The 17,976-nt window shown below is 52.6% G+C and carries 13 protein-coding genes and 3 pseudogenes; 8 read left to right on the top strand and 8 right to left on the bottom strand.

Annotation, left to right across the window (positions count from 1 at the left end; genetic code table 11):
* Positions 1-181 precede the first annotated feature (181 nt).
* Positions 182-1,000 carry a serine O-acetyltransferase gene (cysE, locus tag IUJ45_RS03965; protein WP_002214372.1) on the top strand — a complete coding sequence of 273 codons (819 nt, stop codon included), beginning with the start codon at positions 182-184 and terminating at the stop codon, positions 998-1,000.
* A gap of 356 nt (positions 1,001-1,356) precedes the next feature.
* Here the strand turns inward: cysE and ubiB are convergent, their stop codons facing one another.
* From ubiB to IUJ45_RS03990, 5 genes are all read right to left on the bottom strand, one after another.
* Entirely contained in the window at positions 1,357-2,868 is a 1,512-nt protein-coding gene (gene ubiB / locus IUJ45_RS03970; protein WP_002247156.1) for a ubiquinone biosynthesis regulatory protein kinase UbiB, read from the bottom strand.
* A gap of 34 nt (positions 2,869-2,902) precedes the next feature.
* Positions 2,903-3,367: a hypothetical protein gene (locus IUJ45_RS03975; protein WP_002247170.1), complete on the bottom strand. Its 465-nt coding sequence runs from the start codon at positions 3,365-3,367 to the stop codon at positions 2,903-2,905.
* Positions 3,364-3,510, bottom strand: coding sequence for a hypothetical protein (locus tag IUJ45_RS03980; protein WP_162849215.1), 147 nt, complete (start codon positions 3,508-3,510; stop codon positions 3,364-3,366). Before IUJ45_RS03980 ends, IUJ45_RS03975 begins: the two co-directional genes overlap by 4 nt.
* A gap of 16 nt (positions 3,511-3,526) precedes the next feature.
* The gene (erpA, locus tag IUJ45_RS03985) at positions 3,527-3,865 is read right to left on the bottom strand and encodes an iron-sulfur cluster insertion protein ErpA (protein WP_002219692.1); all 339 of its coding nucleotides are present in this window, start codon (positions 3,863-3,865) and stop codon (positions 3,527-3,529) included.
* A gap of 131 nt (positions 3,866-3,996) precedes the next feature.
* Entirely contained in the window at positions 3,997-4,683 is a 687-nt protein-coding gene (locus tag IUJ45_RS03990; RefSeq protein WP_002222885.1) for a S24 family peptidase, read from the bottom strand.
* A 185-nt stretch (positions 4,684-4,868) separates the two neighbouring features.
* Between IUJ45_RS03990 and IUJ45_RS03995 the strand changes: the two genes are divergently transcribed.
* The 6 genes and pseudogenes from IUJ45_RS03995 to IUJ45_RS04020 all read left to right on the top strand — a co-directional run bounded on the left by IUJ45_RS03995 (position 4,869) and on the right by IUJ45_RS04020 (position 11,344).
* Positions 4,869-5,141 (top strand): hypothetical protein, encoded by a 273-nt coding sequence (locus tag IUJ45_RS03995; RefSeq protein ID WP_002236760.1) that lies wholly within the window; start codon positions 4,869-4,871, stop codon positions 5,139-5,141.
* 207 nt (positions 5,142-5,348) lie between these two features.
* Positions 5,349-7,277, top strand: coding sequence for a molecular chaperone DnaK (dnaK, locus tag IUJ45_RS04000; protein WP_002245961.1), 1,929 nt, complete (start codon positions 5,349-5,351; stop codon positions 7,275-7,277).
* Positions 7,278-8,143: 866 nt separating this feature from the next.
* A pseudogene (locus tag IUJ45_RS04005) lies at positions 8,144-8,278 on the top strand (IS110 family transposase); the annotation flags it as partial.
* A gap of 63 nt (positions 8,279-8,341) precedes the next feature.
* A pseudogene (locus tag IUJ45_RS04010) lies at positions 8,342-9,248 on the top strand (IS5 family transposase).
* Positions 9,249-9,383: 135 nt separating this feature from the next.
* Positions 9,384-10,223, top strand: a pseudogene (locus IUJ45_RS04015) (IS110 family RNA-guided transposase); the annotation flags it as partial.
* Positions 10,224-10,270: 47 nt separating this feature from the next.
* A complete protein-coding gene (locus IUJ45_RS04020; RefSeq protein ID WP_002219696.1) occupies positions 10,271-11,344 on the top strand; it encodes an NnrS family protein in 1,074 nt (357 codons plus the stop codon).
* Positions 11,345-11,389: 45 nt separating this feature from the next.
* Here IUJ45_RS04020 and IUJ45_RS04025 read toward each other — a convergent pair whose 3' ends face one another.
* Positions 11,390-13,579, bottom strand: a complete 2,190-nt coding sequence (locus IUJ45_RS04025) for a primosomal protein N' (protein WP_002242370.1) — start codon at positions 13,577-13,579, stop codon at positions 11,390-11,392.
* A 138-nt stretch (positions 13,580-13,717) separates the two neighbouring features.
* On the opposite strand from IUJ45_RS04025, the gene IUJ45_RS04030 reads away from it, so the two are divergent.
* Positions 13,718-14,500 carry a DsbC family protein gene (locus IUJ45_RS04030; RefSeq protein WP_002214390.1) on the top strand — a complete coding sequence of 261 codons (783 nt, stop codon included), beginning with the start codon at positions 13,718-13,720 and terminating at the stop codon, positions 14,498-14,500.
* A gap of 273 nt (positions 14,501-14,773) precedes the next feature.
* Here the strand turns inward: IUJ45_RS04030 and IUJ45_RS04035 are convergent, their stop codons facing one another.
* Together IUJ45_RS04035 and IUJ45_RS04040 are read right to left on the bottom strand one after the other, a co-directional pair.
* A complete protein-coding gene (locus IUJ45_RS04035) occupies positions 14,774-16,708 on the bottom strand; it encodes a MacB family efflux pump subunit (RefSeq protein ID WP_002238832.1) in 1,935 nt (644 codons plus the stop codon).
* Positions 16,709-16,773: 65 nt separating this feature from the next.
* Positions 16,774-17,952 carry a MacA family efflux pump subunit gene (locus tag IUJ45_RS04040; RefSeq protein ID WP_002249288.1) on the bottom strand — a complete coding sequence of 393 codons (1,179 nt, stop codon included), beginning with the start codon at positions 17,950-17,952 and terminating at the stop codon, positions 16,774-16,776.
* Between the last annotated feature and the right edge of the window lie 24 nt (positions 17,953-17,976).

Here is a 17,976-nt window from a genome sequence, read left to right on the forward strand (position 1 = left end):
CGTATCCCTTAAAACAAATTGGAAATCAAAATCCAGTTATTACCCGCGCAAGATAAGGACATTTTCAAGAAACTTCAAGCAAAGGCAGAGAATTTCAAATTCATTTTCAAATCCCCTACCGAAAAAATAATATAGACGGTAAGATACTGCCGACCATATCGATTTTCAAACGTCATCACTCATGAAAAAAGACCATTTAAACACAACCGGTTTCGACCTCTGGCACACCATCCGCGAAGAAACCGCGGCCGCGGTCTCCGCCGAACCGATGCTGGCAAGTTTTTTGCACCAAACCGTGTTGCGCCACGAGTCCCTCGGCTCCGTCCTTGCCTACCACCTTTCCAGCAAACTCGGCAGCCCGATTATGGACGTGCGCGCGCTGTTTGAAATCTACCAGCAGGCGTTGGGCAGCGACACCCAAATCGGCAAATGCGTCGAAGCAGACTTAAAAGCCATCTACGAACGCGATCCCGCCTGCGACGAATATTCGCTGCCGCTTTTATATTTCAAAGGCTTCCACGCGATTCAGGCACACCGCATCAACCATCGGCTGTATCTCGACGGGCGCAAAACGCTGGCGTATTTCCTGCAAAACCGTATGTCCGAAGTATTCGGCGTGGACATCCATCCCGCCGCCCGTTTCGGATACGGGCTGATGCTCGACCACGCCACCGGCTTTGTTGCCGGCGAAACCGCCGTGTTGGGCAACAATATTTCGATTTTGCACGGCGTAACGCTCGGCGGTTCGGGCAAAGAAGGCGGCGACCGCCACCCTAAAATCGGCGACGGCGTGATGATCGGCGCAAACGCCTCGATATTGGGCAATATCCGCATCGGCAGCAATGCCAAAATCGGGGCGGGCAGCGTCGTGGTTTCAGACGTGCCGCCGTCCATCACGGTTGTCGGCGTACCCGCCAAACCCGTGGCGCGATCGCTCAAAACACCGTCGGCGGATATGGATCAAAATATCCAGTTTACCGAAATCGACTTTATGATTTGAATATCCGCACCAATGCCGTCTGAAACGCCAAACGGGCTTCAGACGACATTGCCCGCTTCAAGCCTGCGCCTTGATATGCCGCCGATGTCGGCACTTGCCAGTCGGACAAAATGCCTTTTATTCGATACACCCGATTCCCACGCAACCGGAAATATAGTGGATTAACAAAAATCAGGACAAGGCGACGAAGCCGCAGACAGTACGGATAGTACGGAATCGATTCACTTGGTGCTTCAGCACCTTAGAGAATCGTTCTCTTTGAGCTAAGGCGAGGCAACGCCGTACTGGTTTTTGTTAATCCACTATAACCGATTTCCTTATAAACGGGCGGAGTCGGGCGATGATTCGGACAAAGCCTATTTCAAAAGCAAAATCAGCAGCAAAACAACCGCAATCACAGCCAGCCACAGGCTTTGCCGCTGCTGCACTTTGACCAAATGGATATAGGCATCACGCATTTCCTGCTGGCGGTTTTCATCAATCAACGCACTGATTTTGCGCGGCAATGAAGGAATGATTTGCGCCCAGTCGGGGGCTTCGTTTTTGAGGTTGCGCCAAAGGGCTTTAGGGCCGACCTGCCCGTTCATCCATTTCACCAAAAACGGTTTGGCGGTTTTCCACAAGTCCAAATCGGGATCGAGCTGGCGGCCCAAGCCTTCGATGTTGAGCAGCGTTTTTTGCAGCAGCACAAGCTGCGGTTGGATTTCGACATTGAAGCGGCGGCTGACTTCAAACAGGCGCATCAGCACCAAGCCGAAGGAAATCTGCGAAATCGGTTTGTTGAACACCGGTTCGCACACGGCGCGGACGGCGGCTTCCAATTCTTCCGCACGCGTGTCGGCAGGCACCCAGCCCGATTCGATGTGGGCGGTGGCGACGCGCCGGTAATCGCGGTTGAAAAAGGCGAGGAAATTGATGGCGAGATAACGTTTGTCGTAATCGGTCAGCGTGCCGACGATGCCGAAATCGAGGGCGATGTAGCGGTTGTCGGCGGCAACCAAAATATTGCCGGGGTGCATATCCGCGTGGAAAAAGCCGTCGCGGAAGACCTGCGTGAAAAAGATTTCCACGCCGTAATCGGCGAGTTTGTGCAAATCGATGCCGTCTGCTTTGAGTTTGGCGATGTCGGCAACCGGCGTACCGTCCATCCATTCAATCGTCAGCACGTCGCTGGTGCAGTAGTCGTAAAACACCTTGGGCACAATCAGCATATTGCTGTTGTGGAAATTGCGCCCGAGCTGTCCGGCATTGGCGGCTTCGCGCATCAAATCCAACTCGTCGTGCAGGTATTTGTCGAACTCCGCCACCACTTCGAGCGGCTTCAGACGCCTGCCGTCTGAAAACAAGCGTTCGACCCAGGCCGCGCCGAAACGCATCAGCGACAAATCCTGTTCGATAAGGGGCAAAAGGTTGGGGCGCAAAACTTTAACCGCCACTCGTTCGCCCGAATGCAGGCGGGCTTTGTGTACTTGGGCGATGGACGCGCTGGCGATGGGCTCGGTTTCAAATTCCGCATACAGCTTTTCGATGGACTGACCCAACGATTTTTCGATTTGTTCACGCGAAAGCCGCGCGTCAAAAGGCGGCACTTTGTCTTGCAGCTTTGCCAGTTCGACGGCGTAATCGTGCGGAATCAAATCGGGGCGTGTGGACAAAACCTGCCCGAACTTGATGAAAATCGGCCCCAGGCTTTCCAAGGCAAGGCGCAGACGGACGGCAGGCGGTTCGTTTTTCAATTTGGACGACTGCGGCATCATTTTCAGCAGAGCGCATATCCAACCGCTACCCATCAGCGAAGCACACAGACCTGCCAGCCGATAGCGGTAAAAAGTCCCGACAATGACCGTCAGGCGTTTCAACCATTTCATATATAAAATCCCGAATACAGCATTTATCGGACAATCAAAAAATCTTACCGAGCAGATAGCCCAAAAAGGCAATCAGCAGCCCGAAAAGCAGCGGTTTGATATTGCGGGTCGGCAGTTCGGGTTGCGAAGGTGCGGAAATATCATCTTCCCGCCCGCCATGAAGTTCAAGATATTCGGGCATTTCCCCATCCGCGCCCTCTCCTTCGCCCTCACCTTCCTCCGGCGGCACGACCGTTTCTAACTCCATATATCTCCGGGTAATAATATCCAAACCCAAATAGCTGAAATAATCATGCAACTCTTCCCGTTTCGCCCAAGTGCATTTTTCCTCAACCAGCACTTGAGGTTTGGAATCGAGCGATTCGATCAATCCTTCCGCCTTTTCCTCGCCGAGATTCTCCTTAAGGCACTCCCGGATAAGCCCGCGATCCACTTGGGGCGGGTAAGAAACATATACATCGTACAAATCGTTTCGGTAATCTTTACTCATCTCAATCATAAGGGAACAAATACGCCTGATACCGTTCCGCCCGTTCCTTTCGGGAAACCCGATTCATCTTCAAACAATCGGATTATATGTGAATTCATCCCGATAATATATTTTCTAAAAGTAAAAATGCCGTCTGAACGTTCAGACGGCATCACACAAACCAAGCGGTCATACGGAAAACGACGATCCGCAACCGCAGGTTGTTTCCGCATTCGGATTGCGGATGACGAATTGCGAACCCTGCAAACTTTCCGTATAGTCGATTTCCGCACCGACCAGATATTGATAGCTCATCGGATCGACCAAAAAGACCAAACCGTTTTTCTCAATTTCAAAATCGTCGTCGTTTTTGATTTCGTCAAAAGTAAATCCGTACTGGAAACCCGAACAGCCGCCGCCATTGACAAAAACCCGCAATTTCAAATCGGGATTGTTTTCTTCGGCAATCAAATCGGCAACTTTGGCACAGCAGCTGTCAGTAAAAATAATAGGGCTTTCATCCGACATGGTGTGATTCCTTAATATAATATTTTCTGCATTCTCTCTCAAACCCCCTTTAAAGGCAAGCAGGCTTCGCCTTTGAAAAAGGAATTGTTCCAATAGATAAGTTTGACCGCCTGCAATTTCAAGCCCCAAACTCAAATCGTCCTGCCGAACCACTCGACACGCCCGATAATCTCCACATCATCGGTCAAATCGTTCAAATTGATTTCAAAAGCAGGATAAGCCTCGTTTGCAGAAATCACATTGATAATCCCGCCCGGTACAATCTGTAAACGTTTAACCAGCAGATTTTCATTAATCCGCAACACATACAGACCGTCCCTCGGCGTATTTTCACCATGATTGACCAAAATCGAATCGCCGTCATTCAAAACCCCCTCCATAGAATCCCCCTTGACGGAAATTACAGACAGGTTTTTCGTATCGCGGGTAACATAATTCTCAATCCAATGCCGTCTGAACGCCATTGTAAATACCGGTTCCTCATGATCGACAAACTGCCCGTATCCCGCAGCCGCCCGAATATCATATCTCGGCACAAAGACAAACTCGTCCGTATCAACTTCATTGCCCAAGGTATCGTAAGCAAGGGATTTTTTTGGGGCTTCATCCGGAAACGGATTACCCTCCCCGGTCAGCAGCCAATCGATACTACACCCCTTCAACTGCTTGATTTTTTTTAATGTTTCAGACTTCGGCAGACCGCCTTCATTCCATATCCTGCTGAAGCCCGCAATCGTCATTTCAATATCGGATGCGATTTTTGCCTGCTTCGCTTCGCTTTTCCATAAAAAAACCAGTCTGTCTTTAAAGGTTTCCATAAATATCCTTCCGCTCCCCTTCATTCAATCATCTAAAGTAAACATGAAATATATTTTACCTTAGCTATCCCAAAAACGGAACAACTATGATAAACTAAATTTAAATTATGATTTTTCTTACTCAATACATAATTTTTAAGATTTTCCATAGGTTTAATCCTGAGTTGACAGAAAAAGGATAGAAAATGAAGAAAACCGGCAAATATCTTATCTATGCTGCGGCATTTACCGCATTCTGCTTTGCCTTCCAAGAAAACCGTTCTGAAGCCAAACAGCCTGACATCACTTTATCCGCATCCCTGTGCGAAAAATTCAACATACTGAACGCCAAAGATATGGATGCAGAACAAGTCTCCCTTTCCAAAGAATGCGACATCATCGAGTCTTCACACGACTGGGAAAAAGAGTACGGCAACTTGAACGAACAGGAAATGCTCGCCGGCATCGTCTATGAATAAACCTGCCTGCCATTTGAAATATTATGCTTAAATGCATTGGAGCCAAATGTATTAAATCAAATATAAAACCAATATATTCATAAAGTTATATACTTATAGCCATGCTGTAGCTTGAAACAGCCCGCCGCCCGCCCTATTTACAGCCCATCGGGACAAAATGTTCCAACATATTTCTCAAAATAAGCAAAATCAAATAGGATTATCCACATGGCAAAAGTAATCGGTATCGACTTAGGTACAACCAACTCTTGTTTGGCCATTTCCGAAAACGGTCAAACCAAAGTGATCGAAAACGCAGAAGGCGCACGCACCACGCCGTCCGTTATCGCTTATTTGGACGGCGGCGAAATCCTCGTCGGCGCGCCTGCCAAACGCCAAGCGGTAACCAACGCCAAAAACACTATTTACGCCGCCAAACGTTTGATCGGCCACAAATTTGAAGACAAAGAAGTCCAACGCGACATCGAATCCATGCCTTTTGAAATCATCAAAGCCAACAACGGCGACGCGTGGGTGAAAGCGCAAGGCAAAGAGCTGTCTCCTCCTCAAATTTCCGCAGAAGTCCTGCGTAAAATGAAAGAAGCCGCCGAAGCTTACTTGGGCGAAAAAGTAACCGAAGCCGTGATTACCGTTCCGGCCTACTTCAACGACAGCCAACGTCAAGCCACCAAAGACGCAGGCCGTATCGCCGGTTTGGACGTAAAACGCATCATCAACGAGCCGACCGCAGCCGCTTTGGCATTCGGTATGGACAAAGGCGACAACAAAGACCGCAAAGTAGCCGTATATGACTTGGGCGGCGGTACTTTCGATATTTCCATCATCGAAATCGCCAACCTCGACGGCGACAAACAATTTGAAGTATTGGCTACCAACGGCGATACTTTCTTGGGCGGTGAAGACTTCGACCAACGTCTGATCGACTACATCATTGACGAGTTCAAAAAAGAACAAGGCATTGATTTGAAACAAGACGTCATGGCTCTGCAACGTCTGAAAGAAGCTGCCGAAAAAGCCAAAATCGAATTGTCCAGCGGCCAGCAAACCGAAATCAACCTGCCGTACATCACCATGGACGCAACCGGCCCGAAACACTTGGCAATGAAAATTACCCGCGCCAAATTCGAAAGCCTGGTTGAAGACCTGATTGCCCGCTCTATCGAGCCTTGCCGCACCGCATTGAAAGATGCCGGCTTGAGCACCGGCGACATCGACGACGTAATTTTAGTCGGCGGGCAGTCCCGTATGCCGAAAGTACAAGAAGCCGTGAGAGACTTCTTCGGCAAAGAACCGCGCAAAGACGTGAACCCTGATGAAGCCGTTGCCGTAGGCGCAGCGATCCAAGGCGAAGTATTGAGCGGCGGCCGCAGCGACGTATTGCTGCTGGACGTAACCCCTCTGTCCTTGGGTATCGAAACCATGGGCGGCGTGATGACCAAGCTGATTCAAAAGAACACGACTATTCCGACTAAAGCGTCTCAAGTGTTCTCTACTGCCGAAGACAACCAAAGTGCAGTAACCATCCACGTACTGCAAGGTGAACGCGAACGCGCCTCCGCCAACAAATCTTTGGGTCAGTTCAACTTGGGCGACATCGCACCCGCACCTCGCGGTGTGCCGCAAATCGAAGTCACCTTCGACATCGACGCCAACGGTATCCTGCACGTTTCTGCCAAAGACAAAGGCACAGGCAAAGCAGCCAACATCACCATCCAAGGTTCTTCAGGTTTGAGCGAAGAAGAAATCGAACGCATGGTGAAAGATGCCGAAGCCAATGCTGAGGAAGATAAAAAGCTGACTGAATTGGTCGCTTCCCGCAACCAAGCCGAAGCCCTGATTCACTCCGTGAAAAAATCTTTGGCCGACTACGGCGACAAACTCGATGCAGCCGAGAAAGAAAAAATCGAAGCCGCGTTGAAAGAAGCTGAAGAAGCAGTTAAAGGCGACGACAAAGCAGCTATCGATGCCAAAGCCGAAGCGCTGGGCACAGCCAGCCAAAAACTGGGGGAAATGGTTTACGCGCAAGCACAAGCTGAAGCCCAAGCAGGCGAAAGCGAACAAGCCAATGCTTCTGCAAAGAAAGACGATGACATCGTAGATGCCGACTTTGAAGAAGTAAAAGACGACAAAAAATAATTAATGCCGTCTGAAAAAACGCGAACCATTCGGTTCGCGTTTTTTTCAATTGCGACAAAAGACCATAGCATAACAGAGTTTCCAAGTTTATCTACCGTAATATTCCCAAGCCCAAGTTCCAACTGTTGTATCGGTTCTCTGGAAATTTTTTATATAGTGGATTAAATTTAAACCAGTACAGCGTTGCCTCGCCTTAGCTCAAAGAGAACGATTCTCTAAGGTGCTGAAGCACCAAGTGAATCGGTTCCGTACTATCTGTACTGTCTGCGGCTTCGTCGCCTTGTCCTGATTTTTGTTAATCCACTATAAAGACCGTTGGGCATCTGCAGCCGTCATTCCCGCGCAGGCGGGAATCTAGTCTGTTCGGTTTCAGTTATTTTCGATAAATGCCTGTTGCTTTTCATTTCTAGATTCACACTTTCGCGGGAATGACGAATTTTAGGTTTCTGATTTTGGTTTTCTGTCCTTGTGGGAATGACGGGATGTAGGTTCGTAGGAATGACGTGGTGCAGGTTTCCGTGCGGATGGATTCGTCATTCCCGCGCAGGCGGGAATCTGGAATTTCAATGCCTCAAGAATTTATCGGAAAAAACCAAAACCCTTCCGTCATCATTCCCGCAAAAGCGGGAATCTAGAAATGAAAAGCAACAGGAATTTATCGGAAATGACCGAAACTGAACGGACTGGATTCCCGCTTTTGCGGGAATGACGGCGACAGGGTTGCTGTTATAGTGGATGAACAAAAACCGGTACGGCGTTGTCTCGCCTTAGCTCGAAGAGAACGATTCTCTAAGGTGCTGAAGCACCAAGTGAATCGGTTCCGTACTATCTGTACTGTCTGCGGCTTCGTCGTCTTGTCCTGATTTTTGTTAATTCACTATATCGACATCGCCAAACGAAACTTCGTCATCGCCGTTTCGTCTTTGTCTAAAACCAAAACCGAAACCAACAACCCCAAAGGTATCGCCCATACTATCGAATACCTTAAAAAACACAAGGTCGAGACCTTTGCAAAATTCCCCAAAATCCCCTAAATTCCCACCAAGCCATTTAGGGGATTTTCCATGAGCACCTTCTTCCGGCAAACCGCACAAGCCATGATTGCCAAACACATCGACCGTTTCCCGCTATTGAAGTTGGACCAGGTGATTGATTGGCAGCCGATCGAACAATACCTGAACCGTCAAAAAAACCGTTACCTTAGAGACCACCGCGGCCGTCCCGCCTACCCTCTGCTGTCCATGTTCAAAGCCGTCCTGCTCGGACAATGGCACAGCCTCTCCGATCCCGAACTCGAACACAGCCTCATCACCCGCATCGATTTCAACCTGTTTTGCCGTTTCGACGAACTGATCATCCCCGATTACAGTACCTTATGCCGCTACCGCAACTGGCTGGCGCAAGACGACACCCTGTCCGAATTACTCAAACTGATTAACTGCCAACTGACCGAAAAAGGCCTAAAAATAGAGAAAGCATCCGCCGCCGTCGTTGATGCCACCATTATCCAGACCGCCGGCAGCAAACAGCGTCAGGCCATAGAAGTTGACGAAGAAGGACAAATCAGCGGTCAAACCACACCGAGTAAGGACAGCGATGCCCGTTGGATCAAGAAAAACGGCCTCTACAAACTCGGTTACAAACAACATACCCGTACCGATGTGGAAGGCTATATCGAGAAACTGTACATCACTCCCACCAATGCCCATGAATGCACACACCTGTCGCCGTTGTTGGAAGGACTGCCCAAAGGTACGACCGTCTATGCCGACAAAGGCTATGACAGTGCGGAAAACCGGCAACATCTGGAAGAACATCAGTTGCAGGACGGCATTATGCGCAAAGCCTGCCGCAACCGTCCGCTGTCGGAAACGCAAACCAAACGCGACCGGTATTTGTCGAAGACCCGTGGCGATGTGTTTGAACCTGTTGAAAGCCGCCAACAGGCTAAGTGCGCCTGCTGCCGCCTAAAAGGCGGCTCGGATGCCTGATTATCGGGTATCCGGGGAGGATTCAGGGGGTATTTGGGTAGAATTAGGAGGTATTTGGGGCGAAAACAGCCGAAAACCTATGTTTGGGTTTCGGCTGTCGGGAGGGAAAGGAATTTTGCAAAGGTCTCAGGTCGCCCTCGTCGTGACGGAAAGTACCGGCGGTCTCGAAATCCCCGCCGCCAAAGCCATCCGCCGAGCAGGCATAGCCGTGATTATCGCCAACCCGCGTCAGACGCATCAGTTTGCCCAATCGCAGCCGCTGACCAAAACCGACGCCAAAGATGCCAAAATGCCCGCCTTCTTCGCACAGATGACGGCACAGAAAGAAGATTCGCAAACCATGCCCTACCAACCGCCCACCGAAGCGGAAGAAGTGTTGGAAGCCTTGGTTAACCGCCGCAACCAACCGGCGGATATGCGGACTGCCGAGAAAAACCGTCTGCATCAGGTTCACGAAACGCAAGTCGGAAGCGTCAAACAACTGATTGCCCATTTTGACCGGCTGATTGACGAATTGGACAAACAAATCGACGACCACACCCACACGCATTTTGACGGCAAAGCCCAAGTGGCAGAACAAATCAAAGGCATCGGTTCGATAACGACGGCTACGCTGATGGCGATGCTGCCTGAGTTGGGGCGGCTGTCGCACAAACGGATAGCGAGTTTGGTCGGCATTGCCCCGCACCCGAGGGAGAGCGGGGAAACCAAATTCAAAAGCCGCTGCTTTGGCGGAAGGTCTGCGGTGCTTAAGGCACTGTATATGGCTACCGTGGCAGCGACACGTTTTGAACCGCTTATTCGGGATTTCTACCAACGCCTGCCGTCCGAGGGTAAGCCGTATAAGGTTGCCGTTACGGCATGTATGCGTAAACTGCTGACGATATCGAATGCCCGGATGCGTGATTATTTTGCCGAAAACGATACCGCCGAAAACGGTATCCGGACGGCTTGATTTGAGTTTTGGTATTTTTGCCCGACGGGGTGAAAAATACTGTTGCTATGCGCCCGTTTTGCGTCGGCGCGACAGTGCTTGCCATACTCGGCGCGTTGGTGTTTTTCATCAGCCCCGGTGTCGTCGTCCTGCACCGCCAAATCTTCTTAGAACTCATGCTGCCTGCAGCATATGGTGGTTTCCTGACTGCGGCTTTGTTGGACTGGACGGGTTTTTCGGGCAACCTGAAACCTGCCACTACTTTGATGGCGGTGTTGTTGCTTGTTGCGGCTGTTTTATTGCCGTTTTTACCGCAACTTGCCGCATTCTTTGTAGCGGCTTATTGGCTGGTTTTATTGCTGTTCTGCGCTTGGTTGATTTGGCTGGCCCGCAACACGGATAACTTCGCCCTGCTGATGCTGCTTGCCGCGTTCACCGTTTTTCAGACGGCATACGCGGCAACCGGCGACTTGAACCTGTTGCGCGCGCAAGTGCATTTAAATATGGCTGCGGTGATGTTTGTTTCCATACGTGTGAGTGTTTTGCTGGGCGCGGAAGCCCTTAAAGAATGCCGTCTGAAAGACCCCGTATTCATCCCCAACATCGTCTATAAAAACATCGCCATCACCTTCCTGCTGCTGCACACCGCCGCCGAACTTTGGCTGCCTGCGCAAACCGCCGGTTTTACCGCGCTTGCCGTCGGTTTCATCCTGCTCGCCAAGCTGCGCGAACTGCACCATCACGAACTCCTGCGCAAACACTACGTCCGCACTTATTACCTGCTCCAGCTTTTTGCCGCCGCAGGCTATTTGTGGACAGGTGCGGCGAAACTGCAAAACCTGCCCGCCTCCGCGCCCCTGCACCTGATTACCCTCGGCGACATGATGGGCGGCGTGATGATGGTGTGGCTGACCGCCGGACTGTGGCACAGCGGCTTTACCAAGCTCGACTACCCGAAACTCTGCCTCATCGCCGTCCTCCTGCTCTTTATGGCTGCCGTCTCGCGTGCTTTCTTGATGAACGTGAATCCAATATTCTTCATCACCGTCCCCGCGATTCTGACCGCCGTCGTGTTCACGCTTTATCTTTTCACGTTTGTTCCGATTTTTCGGGCGAATGCGTTTACGGGCGACCCGGAATAAAAATGCCGTCTGAAACGGTTTCAGACGGCATCGTATTGCCGATAATCAAGCCTCCTGCGGATCGACATCCACCGACCATCTGATTTTGCTGTCGCGGTTTTGCTGCAACACCTGCACCCACAAACTCACGGCGCGGTGCAAATCCTGTCGGGATACCGATTCGAGGAAGATTTGCGCGCGTTCGCGTTCAGCAAGGCGCACCATCAGCATAGGGGCGGCGCCAAACTGGGAAACGCTTTCGGGCAACAGCGGGGCGAGGGTTTCTTTGGCGGCATTGAGAAATTCCATCGCATCGGCAACACGCGGCGCATCGGCGCGGACGGCGGTCTGGAAACCGAAGGGCGGCATCGCGAACATTTGCCGCTCGTTCAATTCATTTTCGGCAAACACGGCATAATCCTGCGCTTTGACGGCGGCGAAGACGGGATGTTCGGGCAGTTGGGTCTGTATCAGCACCTTGCCGGGTTTGTCGGCGCGCCCCGCCCTGCCGGACACTTGCATCAACTCGGCAAACAACCTTTCCGGTGCGCGGAAGTCCGCGCTGTACAGGCTGCCGTCGGCGTTCAACACGATAACGAGGTTGAGCCGCGCAAAATCATGGCCTTTGGCAAGCATCTGCGTGCCGACCAAAATGTCGATTTCGTTGTCGGCGATGCGGCGGTACAAATCCGCCCAGTCGTTTTTGTGCGCGGTGCTGTCCCTGTCGACGCGGACGACGGCTGCCTTGGGCAGGAAGGCGCGCAGGGTTTCTTCGACGCGCTGCGTGCCGTGTCCGACGGCGGTCAGGTCTTGGTTGCCGCAGTCGGGACATTTGAACGGGACGGGTTCGCGGTGGTCGCAGTGGTGGCAGCGCAGTTGGCGGGCGCGTTGGTGCAGCACCATTTTGGCGGAGCAGTTCGGGCAGCCGAAGGTATGGCCGCAGTCGCCGCAAAACAGCGCGGGCGCAAAGCCGCGCCGGTTGAGGTACACCAGCGACATACCGCCTGCTTCAAAATTCTGTTTCAGAAGCTGCAAGGCTTGCGGCGAGAAACCGTTGTCGAGTTTCAGACGGCCTGCGTTGAGGATTTCTACTTGCGGCAGTTGCGCGGCGGCATGGGCGCGTTCGGTCAGTTGCAAGAGGCGGTACGCGCCGCTTTGTGCCTTGTGCCAGCTTTCCAAGCTTGGGGTCGCGCTGCCCAACACGACGGGACAGCCGCCCTGCTTCGCACGCCACACCGCCAAATCGCGGGCGTGGTAGCGCAATTCGTTGTCCTGTTTGAACGAGCCGTCGTGTTCCTCATCGACCACAATCAGCCCGACATCATCCATCGGCGTGAACACCGCCAGCCGCGTGCCGATCACCAGCTTCGCCTGCCCCGACATCGCGCGCAGATAATCCTGCGTTCGCCTGCCTGCCGCCATCCGGCTGTGCAACACGGCGGTCGGCACGTCGGCAAAACGGTTTTCCACCCGCTTCAAAAGCTGCGGCGTAAGATTAATTTCGGGCAACAGAAACAACACCTGCCGCCCCTGCGCCAACACTTTCGCCATCGCATCAAAATACACCTCGGTCTTGCCGCTGCCGGTGATGCCGTACAGCAAAAACGGCTGAAACCGTCCCAATGCCGTCTGAATCTCATCGGAAGCCTGCCGCTGGCCGGCGTTCAACACAAATCCGGCGTGCGAAGCCTGCCCGTGGTACGACCTTAAAATGGGCTTCGCCGCTTCCGTCGTTTCGATCCAGCCCTGCTCCGCCCAATCTTCGATTAATTTCGCCGCCTGCGCGTTCACCTGCTTCAACGCCGCCATCGTCATCCCGCCCGACAGCAGCGCGTCCCACAGAGCCGCTTTTTTGTTGAACCGCGCCGGCGGCGGCGTTTGCGCCCTGCCCGCTTCGTTCAACGCGTAAAACAACGGCGGCTGCGGCATTTCCACCGCGCGCGTTTCCTTCAAACCTTGCGGCAATGCGGCAAATACTGCCTGCCCGGTCGGATAGTGGTAATAACGCGACGTAAACGCCAACAAATCACGCCAGCTTTCGGGCAGCAGCGGCTCGTCCGAAAAGGCCGTCCGAACGCTCAAAATCCGCGCCGTATCCATATCCGGCGCAATATCCGTTTCCCACACCATCCCGACCACGGTTTTATTGCGGAAAGGCACAAGCACCCGCGTTCCCGGAGGAAGCGGATCGGAATGGGAATAAGTCAAAAGGCCGTCTGAAAGCGGCACGTTTACGGCGATGCGGTGGTAGATCATACAGGCAGGCAAATCATTTTTTTGCGTATTTTAACAGGCGGAAGCTATTTTCAGACGATAAATTGAGCCTAGGCGCAATGCAGGCGCAACAGAGATTTGATACAATTCCGCTTTTCCAACACGCGCAATCATCTTTATATGAAAACCAAGTTAATCAAAATCTTGACCCCCTTTACCGTCCTCCCGCTGCTGGCTTGCGGGCAAACGCCCGTTTCCAATGCCAACGCCGAACCCGCCGTCAAAGCCGAGTCCGCCGGCAAATCCGTTGCCGCCTCTTTGAAAGCGCGTTTGGAAAAAACCTATTCCGCCCAAGATTTGAAAGTGTTGAGCGTCAGCGAAACACCGGTCAAAGGCATTTACGAAGTCGTCGTCAGCGGCAGGCAGATTATCTACACCGATGCCGAAGGCGGCTATATGTTCGTCGGCGAACTCATCAACATCGACACGCGCAAAAACCTGACCGAAGAACGCGCCGCCGATTTGAACAAAATCGACTTCGCCTCCCTGCCTTTGGACAAAGCCATCAAAGAAGTGCGCGGCAACGGCAAGCTGAAAGTCGCCGTCTTCTCCGACCCCGATTGTCCGTTCTGCAAACGCTTGGAACACGAGTTTGAAAAAATGACCGACGTGACGGTTTACAGCTTTATGATGCCCATTGCCGGCCTGCACCCCGATGCCGCGCGCAAGGCGCAAATCTTATGGTGTCAGCCCGACCGCGCCAAAGCGTGGACGGATTGGATGCGTAAAGGCAAATTCCCGGTCGGCGGCAGCATCTGCGACAATCCCGTCGCGGAAACCACTTCCTTGGGCGAACAATTCGGCTTCAACGGCACGCCGACCCTCGTCTTCCCCAACGGGCGCAGCCAAAGCGGCTACAGCCCGATGCCCCAACTGGAGGAAATCATCCGCAAAAATCAATAATCCATCCGCAAAAAAGGCTTGGAAAATTCCAAGCCTTTTTTGCGGGAAATGCCGCCTGAAAACCAATCCGCCCTGAAAGTTAGCAAGCCAACAAACACATCCTAACCCATTGAATGATTGAAAATAATAAATTGAACAATACGAAGCCCCGCCGCCGTCATTCCCACGCAAGTGGGAATCTAGAACGTAGAATCTAAGAAACCGTTTTGTCCGATAAGTTTCTGCTCCAAAATGACCGGTCCGGCAGCTTCAAACGGCATCTTTGTGCCAACCTCAATCCTGCGCCAATGCGTCTATCGGATTGAGTTTGGCTGCTTTATTGGCAGGCATAAAGCCGAACGCGATGCCGATTCCGGTCGAGCAGGCGACCGCCCCGATAACGGATGCCGCCGAAATGTCCATCGGGAAGTCGGTTACAAAATGATTGAACACGAGGCTGACGGCGGCGGACAAACCCACGCCGACCAAACCGCCGATGACGCAGATTAACACCGCCTCAATCAAAAACTGCTGCAAAATATTGCCGCGCCGCGCGCCGATTGCCATCCGTATGCCGATTTCTTTGGTGCGCTCGGTAACGGACACCAGCATGATGTTCATCACGCCGATGCCGCCGACTACCAATGAAATCAGGGCGATGGAGGAAATCAGCAGCTTCATCGTACCGGTGGTGCTTTCGACTATCTGCCTGATGCTGTCGCTGTTGTTCATGAAGAAATCTTCCGTGCCGTGCCGCGCTTTGAGCAGATCGGTCAGCCCTTTTTCGGCAACCTGGGTATTGGCATTGTCTTTGATTTTGACGGTGATGGAGTTGGTGTGGCTCTCGCCTGTGATTTGGTGCATCACCGTCGTATAGGGCGACCAAAGCATCAGCACGTCGGAATTGCCGAAAGCGTTTTCGTCTTTTTTCATCACGCCGATGACGGTCAAGGGGCGTTTCCTGAACAAAATGGTTTTACCCAACGGATCCGAGTCCGCAAAGAGTTTGTCTTTGACATTTTGGTCGATGACGACGACCTGCGCGTCTTCTTTCACATCGTTTTCGTCAAACAGCCGCCCCGTTTCCAGCTTCAGTCCGCGCACGTCGAAATATTGTTCGCCCACGCCGTACAAAGAAGCGGTCAGGTCGGTATTGCGGTAAGTCAGCGTGCCGCCGCTCGAAGTCATGGGCGTGGCGGAAGCAACGTAGCTTTGTTTGGCGATGATTTTTGCGTCGTCTATGGTCAGGGTTTTAATCCTGCCGCTGCGCCTGTCGCCGAAGCCGCGCCCCGGGAAGATGCTGATGGTGTTCGTCCCTATCGAACTGATGTCTTCAAGGATTTTTTTCTGCGAACCGTTGCCCAATGCGACGACGGAAACCACCGACGCGATGCCGATGATGATGCCGAGCATCGTCAGAAGCGAACGCATTTTGTGCGCCAATACTGCTTGCACCGACATTCTGAAGGCTTCGACAAACTGGTCGTAATAAAACGACCACGAGGCTTTTTCCCGAATCCTCCCGACATTGCTTGCGGGGATTTCGGGATTTTTCGAGGTGTCGGAAATGATTTCGCCGTCCCGGATTTCGATGACGCGGTTGGCATTGGCGGCGATGCCGGGGTCGTGCGTGACCATAATGACGGTATGCCCGGCTTCGTGCAGCTTATGGATGATTTCCATCACGTTTTTGCCGCTGGCGGTATCGAGCGCGCCGGTCGGCTCGTCGGCGAAGATGATTTCTCCGCCGTTCATCAGGGCGCGGGCGATGGAGACGCGCTGCTGCTGTCCGCCCGAGAGTTCGCCGGGCTTGTTGCCCTCTTTGCTTGCCAAACCCAAATCCTGCAAGAGTTTGTCCGCCCGCGCGGAACGCTCTTTGCCGCCCGCGCCCATATAGACGGCTGGCAGCGCGACGTTATCCCTTGCGGTCAGCGAGCTTAAGAGGTTGTAGCGTTGGAAGATGAAACCGAAGCGTTCGCGGCGCAATGCCGCCAGCTCGTCAGGCTGCATTTTGGCAGTTTCGATGCCGTCGATTCGGTACGAACCGGAACCGGCGGTATCCAAACAGCCGAGTATGTTCATCAGCGTGGACTTGCCCGAACCGGACTGCCCGATGATGGCGACAAAATCGCCCTTCTCTATCGACAGGCTGATGTCTTTCAAAATATGGACGCGGTTCTCGCCGCTGCCGAAATAGCGGTTGATGTTTTTACATTCGATCAAGCTCATAATATTCCGTAAATCAATAACAAATGCCGTCTGAAACCGTTTCCGTGTTCAGACGGCATATTCGTTTATCGGCGCGGCTGGCCGCCTAGGGCGCGTTCGCCGCTTTCCTGCTGCTCGGCGGCGGTTATTTCGGAGATGACCACTTTGTCCCCCTCTTTCAACCCGCTTTTTACTTCGGTATTCATACTGTCTCTCATACCGGTCCGGATTTCGCGTTCCGCCGCCTTGCCGTCCGCACCCAACACGCGCACAAACGCCTTGCCGCCGCGATTTTTCACGGTCAGCGACGGAATAATCAGCACATTTTTCACGCCGTCGATTTCAACCGTATTCTGCGTCGTCATCCCCGTGGCGAGTTTGCCGTCCGGATTCGGCACAAACGAACGGGCATAATAGTAGACCGCATTGGAAGCCGTATCCGTACTGCTGTTGTAGCCGCCCGACGACATCGTGGTCAGCCCGGGGTCGACGCTGTCGAGCTTCGCCTTAATCGGCGTATCCGGTTCGGACAAAATCGTAAACGAAATATCCTGCCCCGCCTTCACCTTGGTAATATCGCCCTCGGCAATCTGCATTTTGTTCAACATCATATCCAGATTCGCCAATTGGACAATCGTCGGCGTAGACTGCGCCGCGTTCACAGTCTGCCCCTCTTCCACGAGAATCGCCACCACCGTGCCGTCCATCGTCGCGGTAATGCGCGTGTAGCCCAATTCCGACTCGGCGGTATTGATGGAAATTTTGCTCTGTCTGATTAGAGCCTTCAGCTCGGCAACATTGGCTTTGGCGGCGGCAAGCGCATCCTGCGCGCTTTCCAAATCTTCTTTAGAGGTCGCATCATCCTTCCACAACGCCGCCTGACGCTTATATTTCTTCTCCGCGCTGCCCAATGCAATCTGTGCCGACACCAGCTTCGCCTGATACGTTTCCAACTTGGATTTTTCCGTATTGAGCGTATTGGTCTGCGAGGTCGAATTGATTTCCGCAATCAAATCGCCCTTTTTAACCTGTTGCCCGAGTTTGACATAAAGTTTCTTAATCTGCCCCGATGCCTGCGCGCCGACCGATACCAGGTTGGACGGCGAAATCTCCCCTGTTGCAGAAACCGTCCGGCTGATGTCGCCGCGCCTGACCGTTTCCGTAATATAAGCAGCCTGCGGCTCGGGCTTCAGATAAGACCATCCGCCCCAAACCGCTGCCGCCGCGACCGCCGCAACAGCCGCCCATTTCATCATTTTTGCCATGTTTTCAATTCTCTGTATGCGTCA

The organism is Neisseria meningitidis, from assembly GCF_022869645.1.
GTDB lineage: Bacteria > Pseudomonadota > Gammaproteobacteria > Burkholderiales > Neisseriaceae > Neisseria > Neisseria meningitidis.

Coding starts and splice junctions, on each gene's coding strand:
- cysE (WP_002214372.1), top strand. CDS start 182: ATGAAAAAAGACCATTTAAACACAACCGGTTTCGACCTCTGGCACACC.
- ubiB (WP_002247156.1), bottom strand. CDS start 2,868: ATGAAATGGTTGAAACGCCTGACGGTCATTGTCGGGACTTTTTACCGC.
- IUJ45_RS03975 (WP_002247170.1), bottom strand. CDS start 3,367: ATGATTGAGATGAGTAAAGATTACCGAAACGATTTGTACGATGTATAT.
- IUJ45_RS03980 (WP_162849215.1), bottom strand. CDS start 3,510: ATGCCGTCTGAACGTTCAGACGGCATTTTTACTTTTAGAAAATATATT.
- erpA (WP_002219692.1), bottom strand. CDS start 3,865: ATGTCGGATGAAAGCCCTATTATTTTTACTGACAGCTGCTGTGCCAAA.
- IUJ45_RS03990 (WP_002222885.1), bottom strand. CDS start 4,683: ATGGAAACCTTTAAAGACAGACTGGTTTTTTTATGGAAAAGCGAAGCG.
- IUJ45_RS03995 (WP_002236760.1), top strand. CDS start 4,869: ATGAAGAAAACCGGCAAATATCTTATCTATGCTGCGGCATTTACCGCA.
- dnaK (WP_002245961.1), top strand. CDS start 5,349: ATGGCAAAAGTAATCGGTATCGACTTAGGTACAACCAACTCTTGTTTG.
- IUJ45_RS04020 (WP_002219696.1), top strand. CDS start 10,271: ATGCGCCCGTTTTGCGTCGGCGCGACAGTGCTTGCCATACTCGGCGCG.
- IUJ45_RS04025 (WP_002242370.1), bottom strand. CDS start 13,579: ATGATCTACCACCGCATCGCCGTAAACGTGCCGCTTTCAGACGGCCTT.
- IUJ45_RS04030 (WP_002214390.1), top strand. CDS start 13,718: ATGAAAACCAAGTTAATCAAAATCTTGACCCCCTTTACCGTCCTCCCG.
- IUJ45_RS04035 (WP_002238832.1), bottom strand. CDS start 16,708: ATGAGCTTGATCGAATGTAAAAACATCAACCGCTATTTCGGCAGCGGC.
- IUJ45_RS04040 (WP_002249288.1), bottom strand. CDS start 17,952: ATGGCAAAAATGATGAAATGGGCGGCTGTTGCGGCGGTCGCGGCGGCA.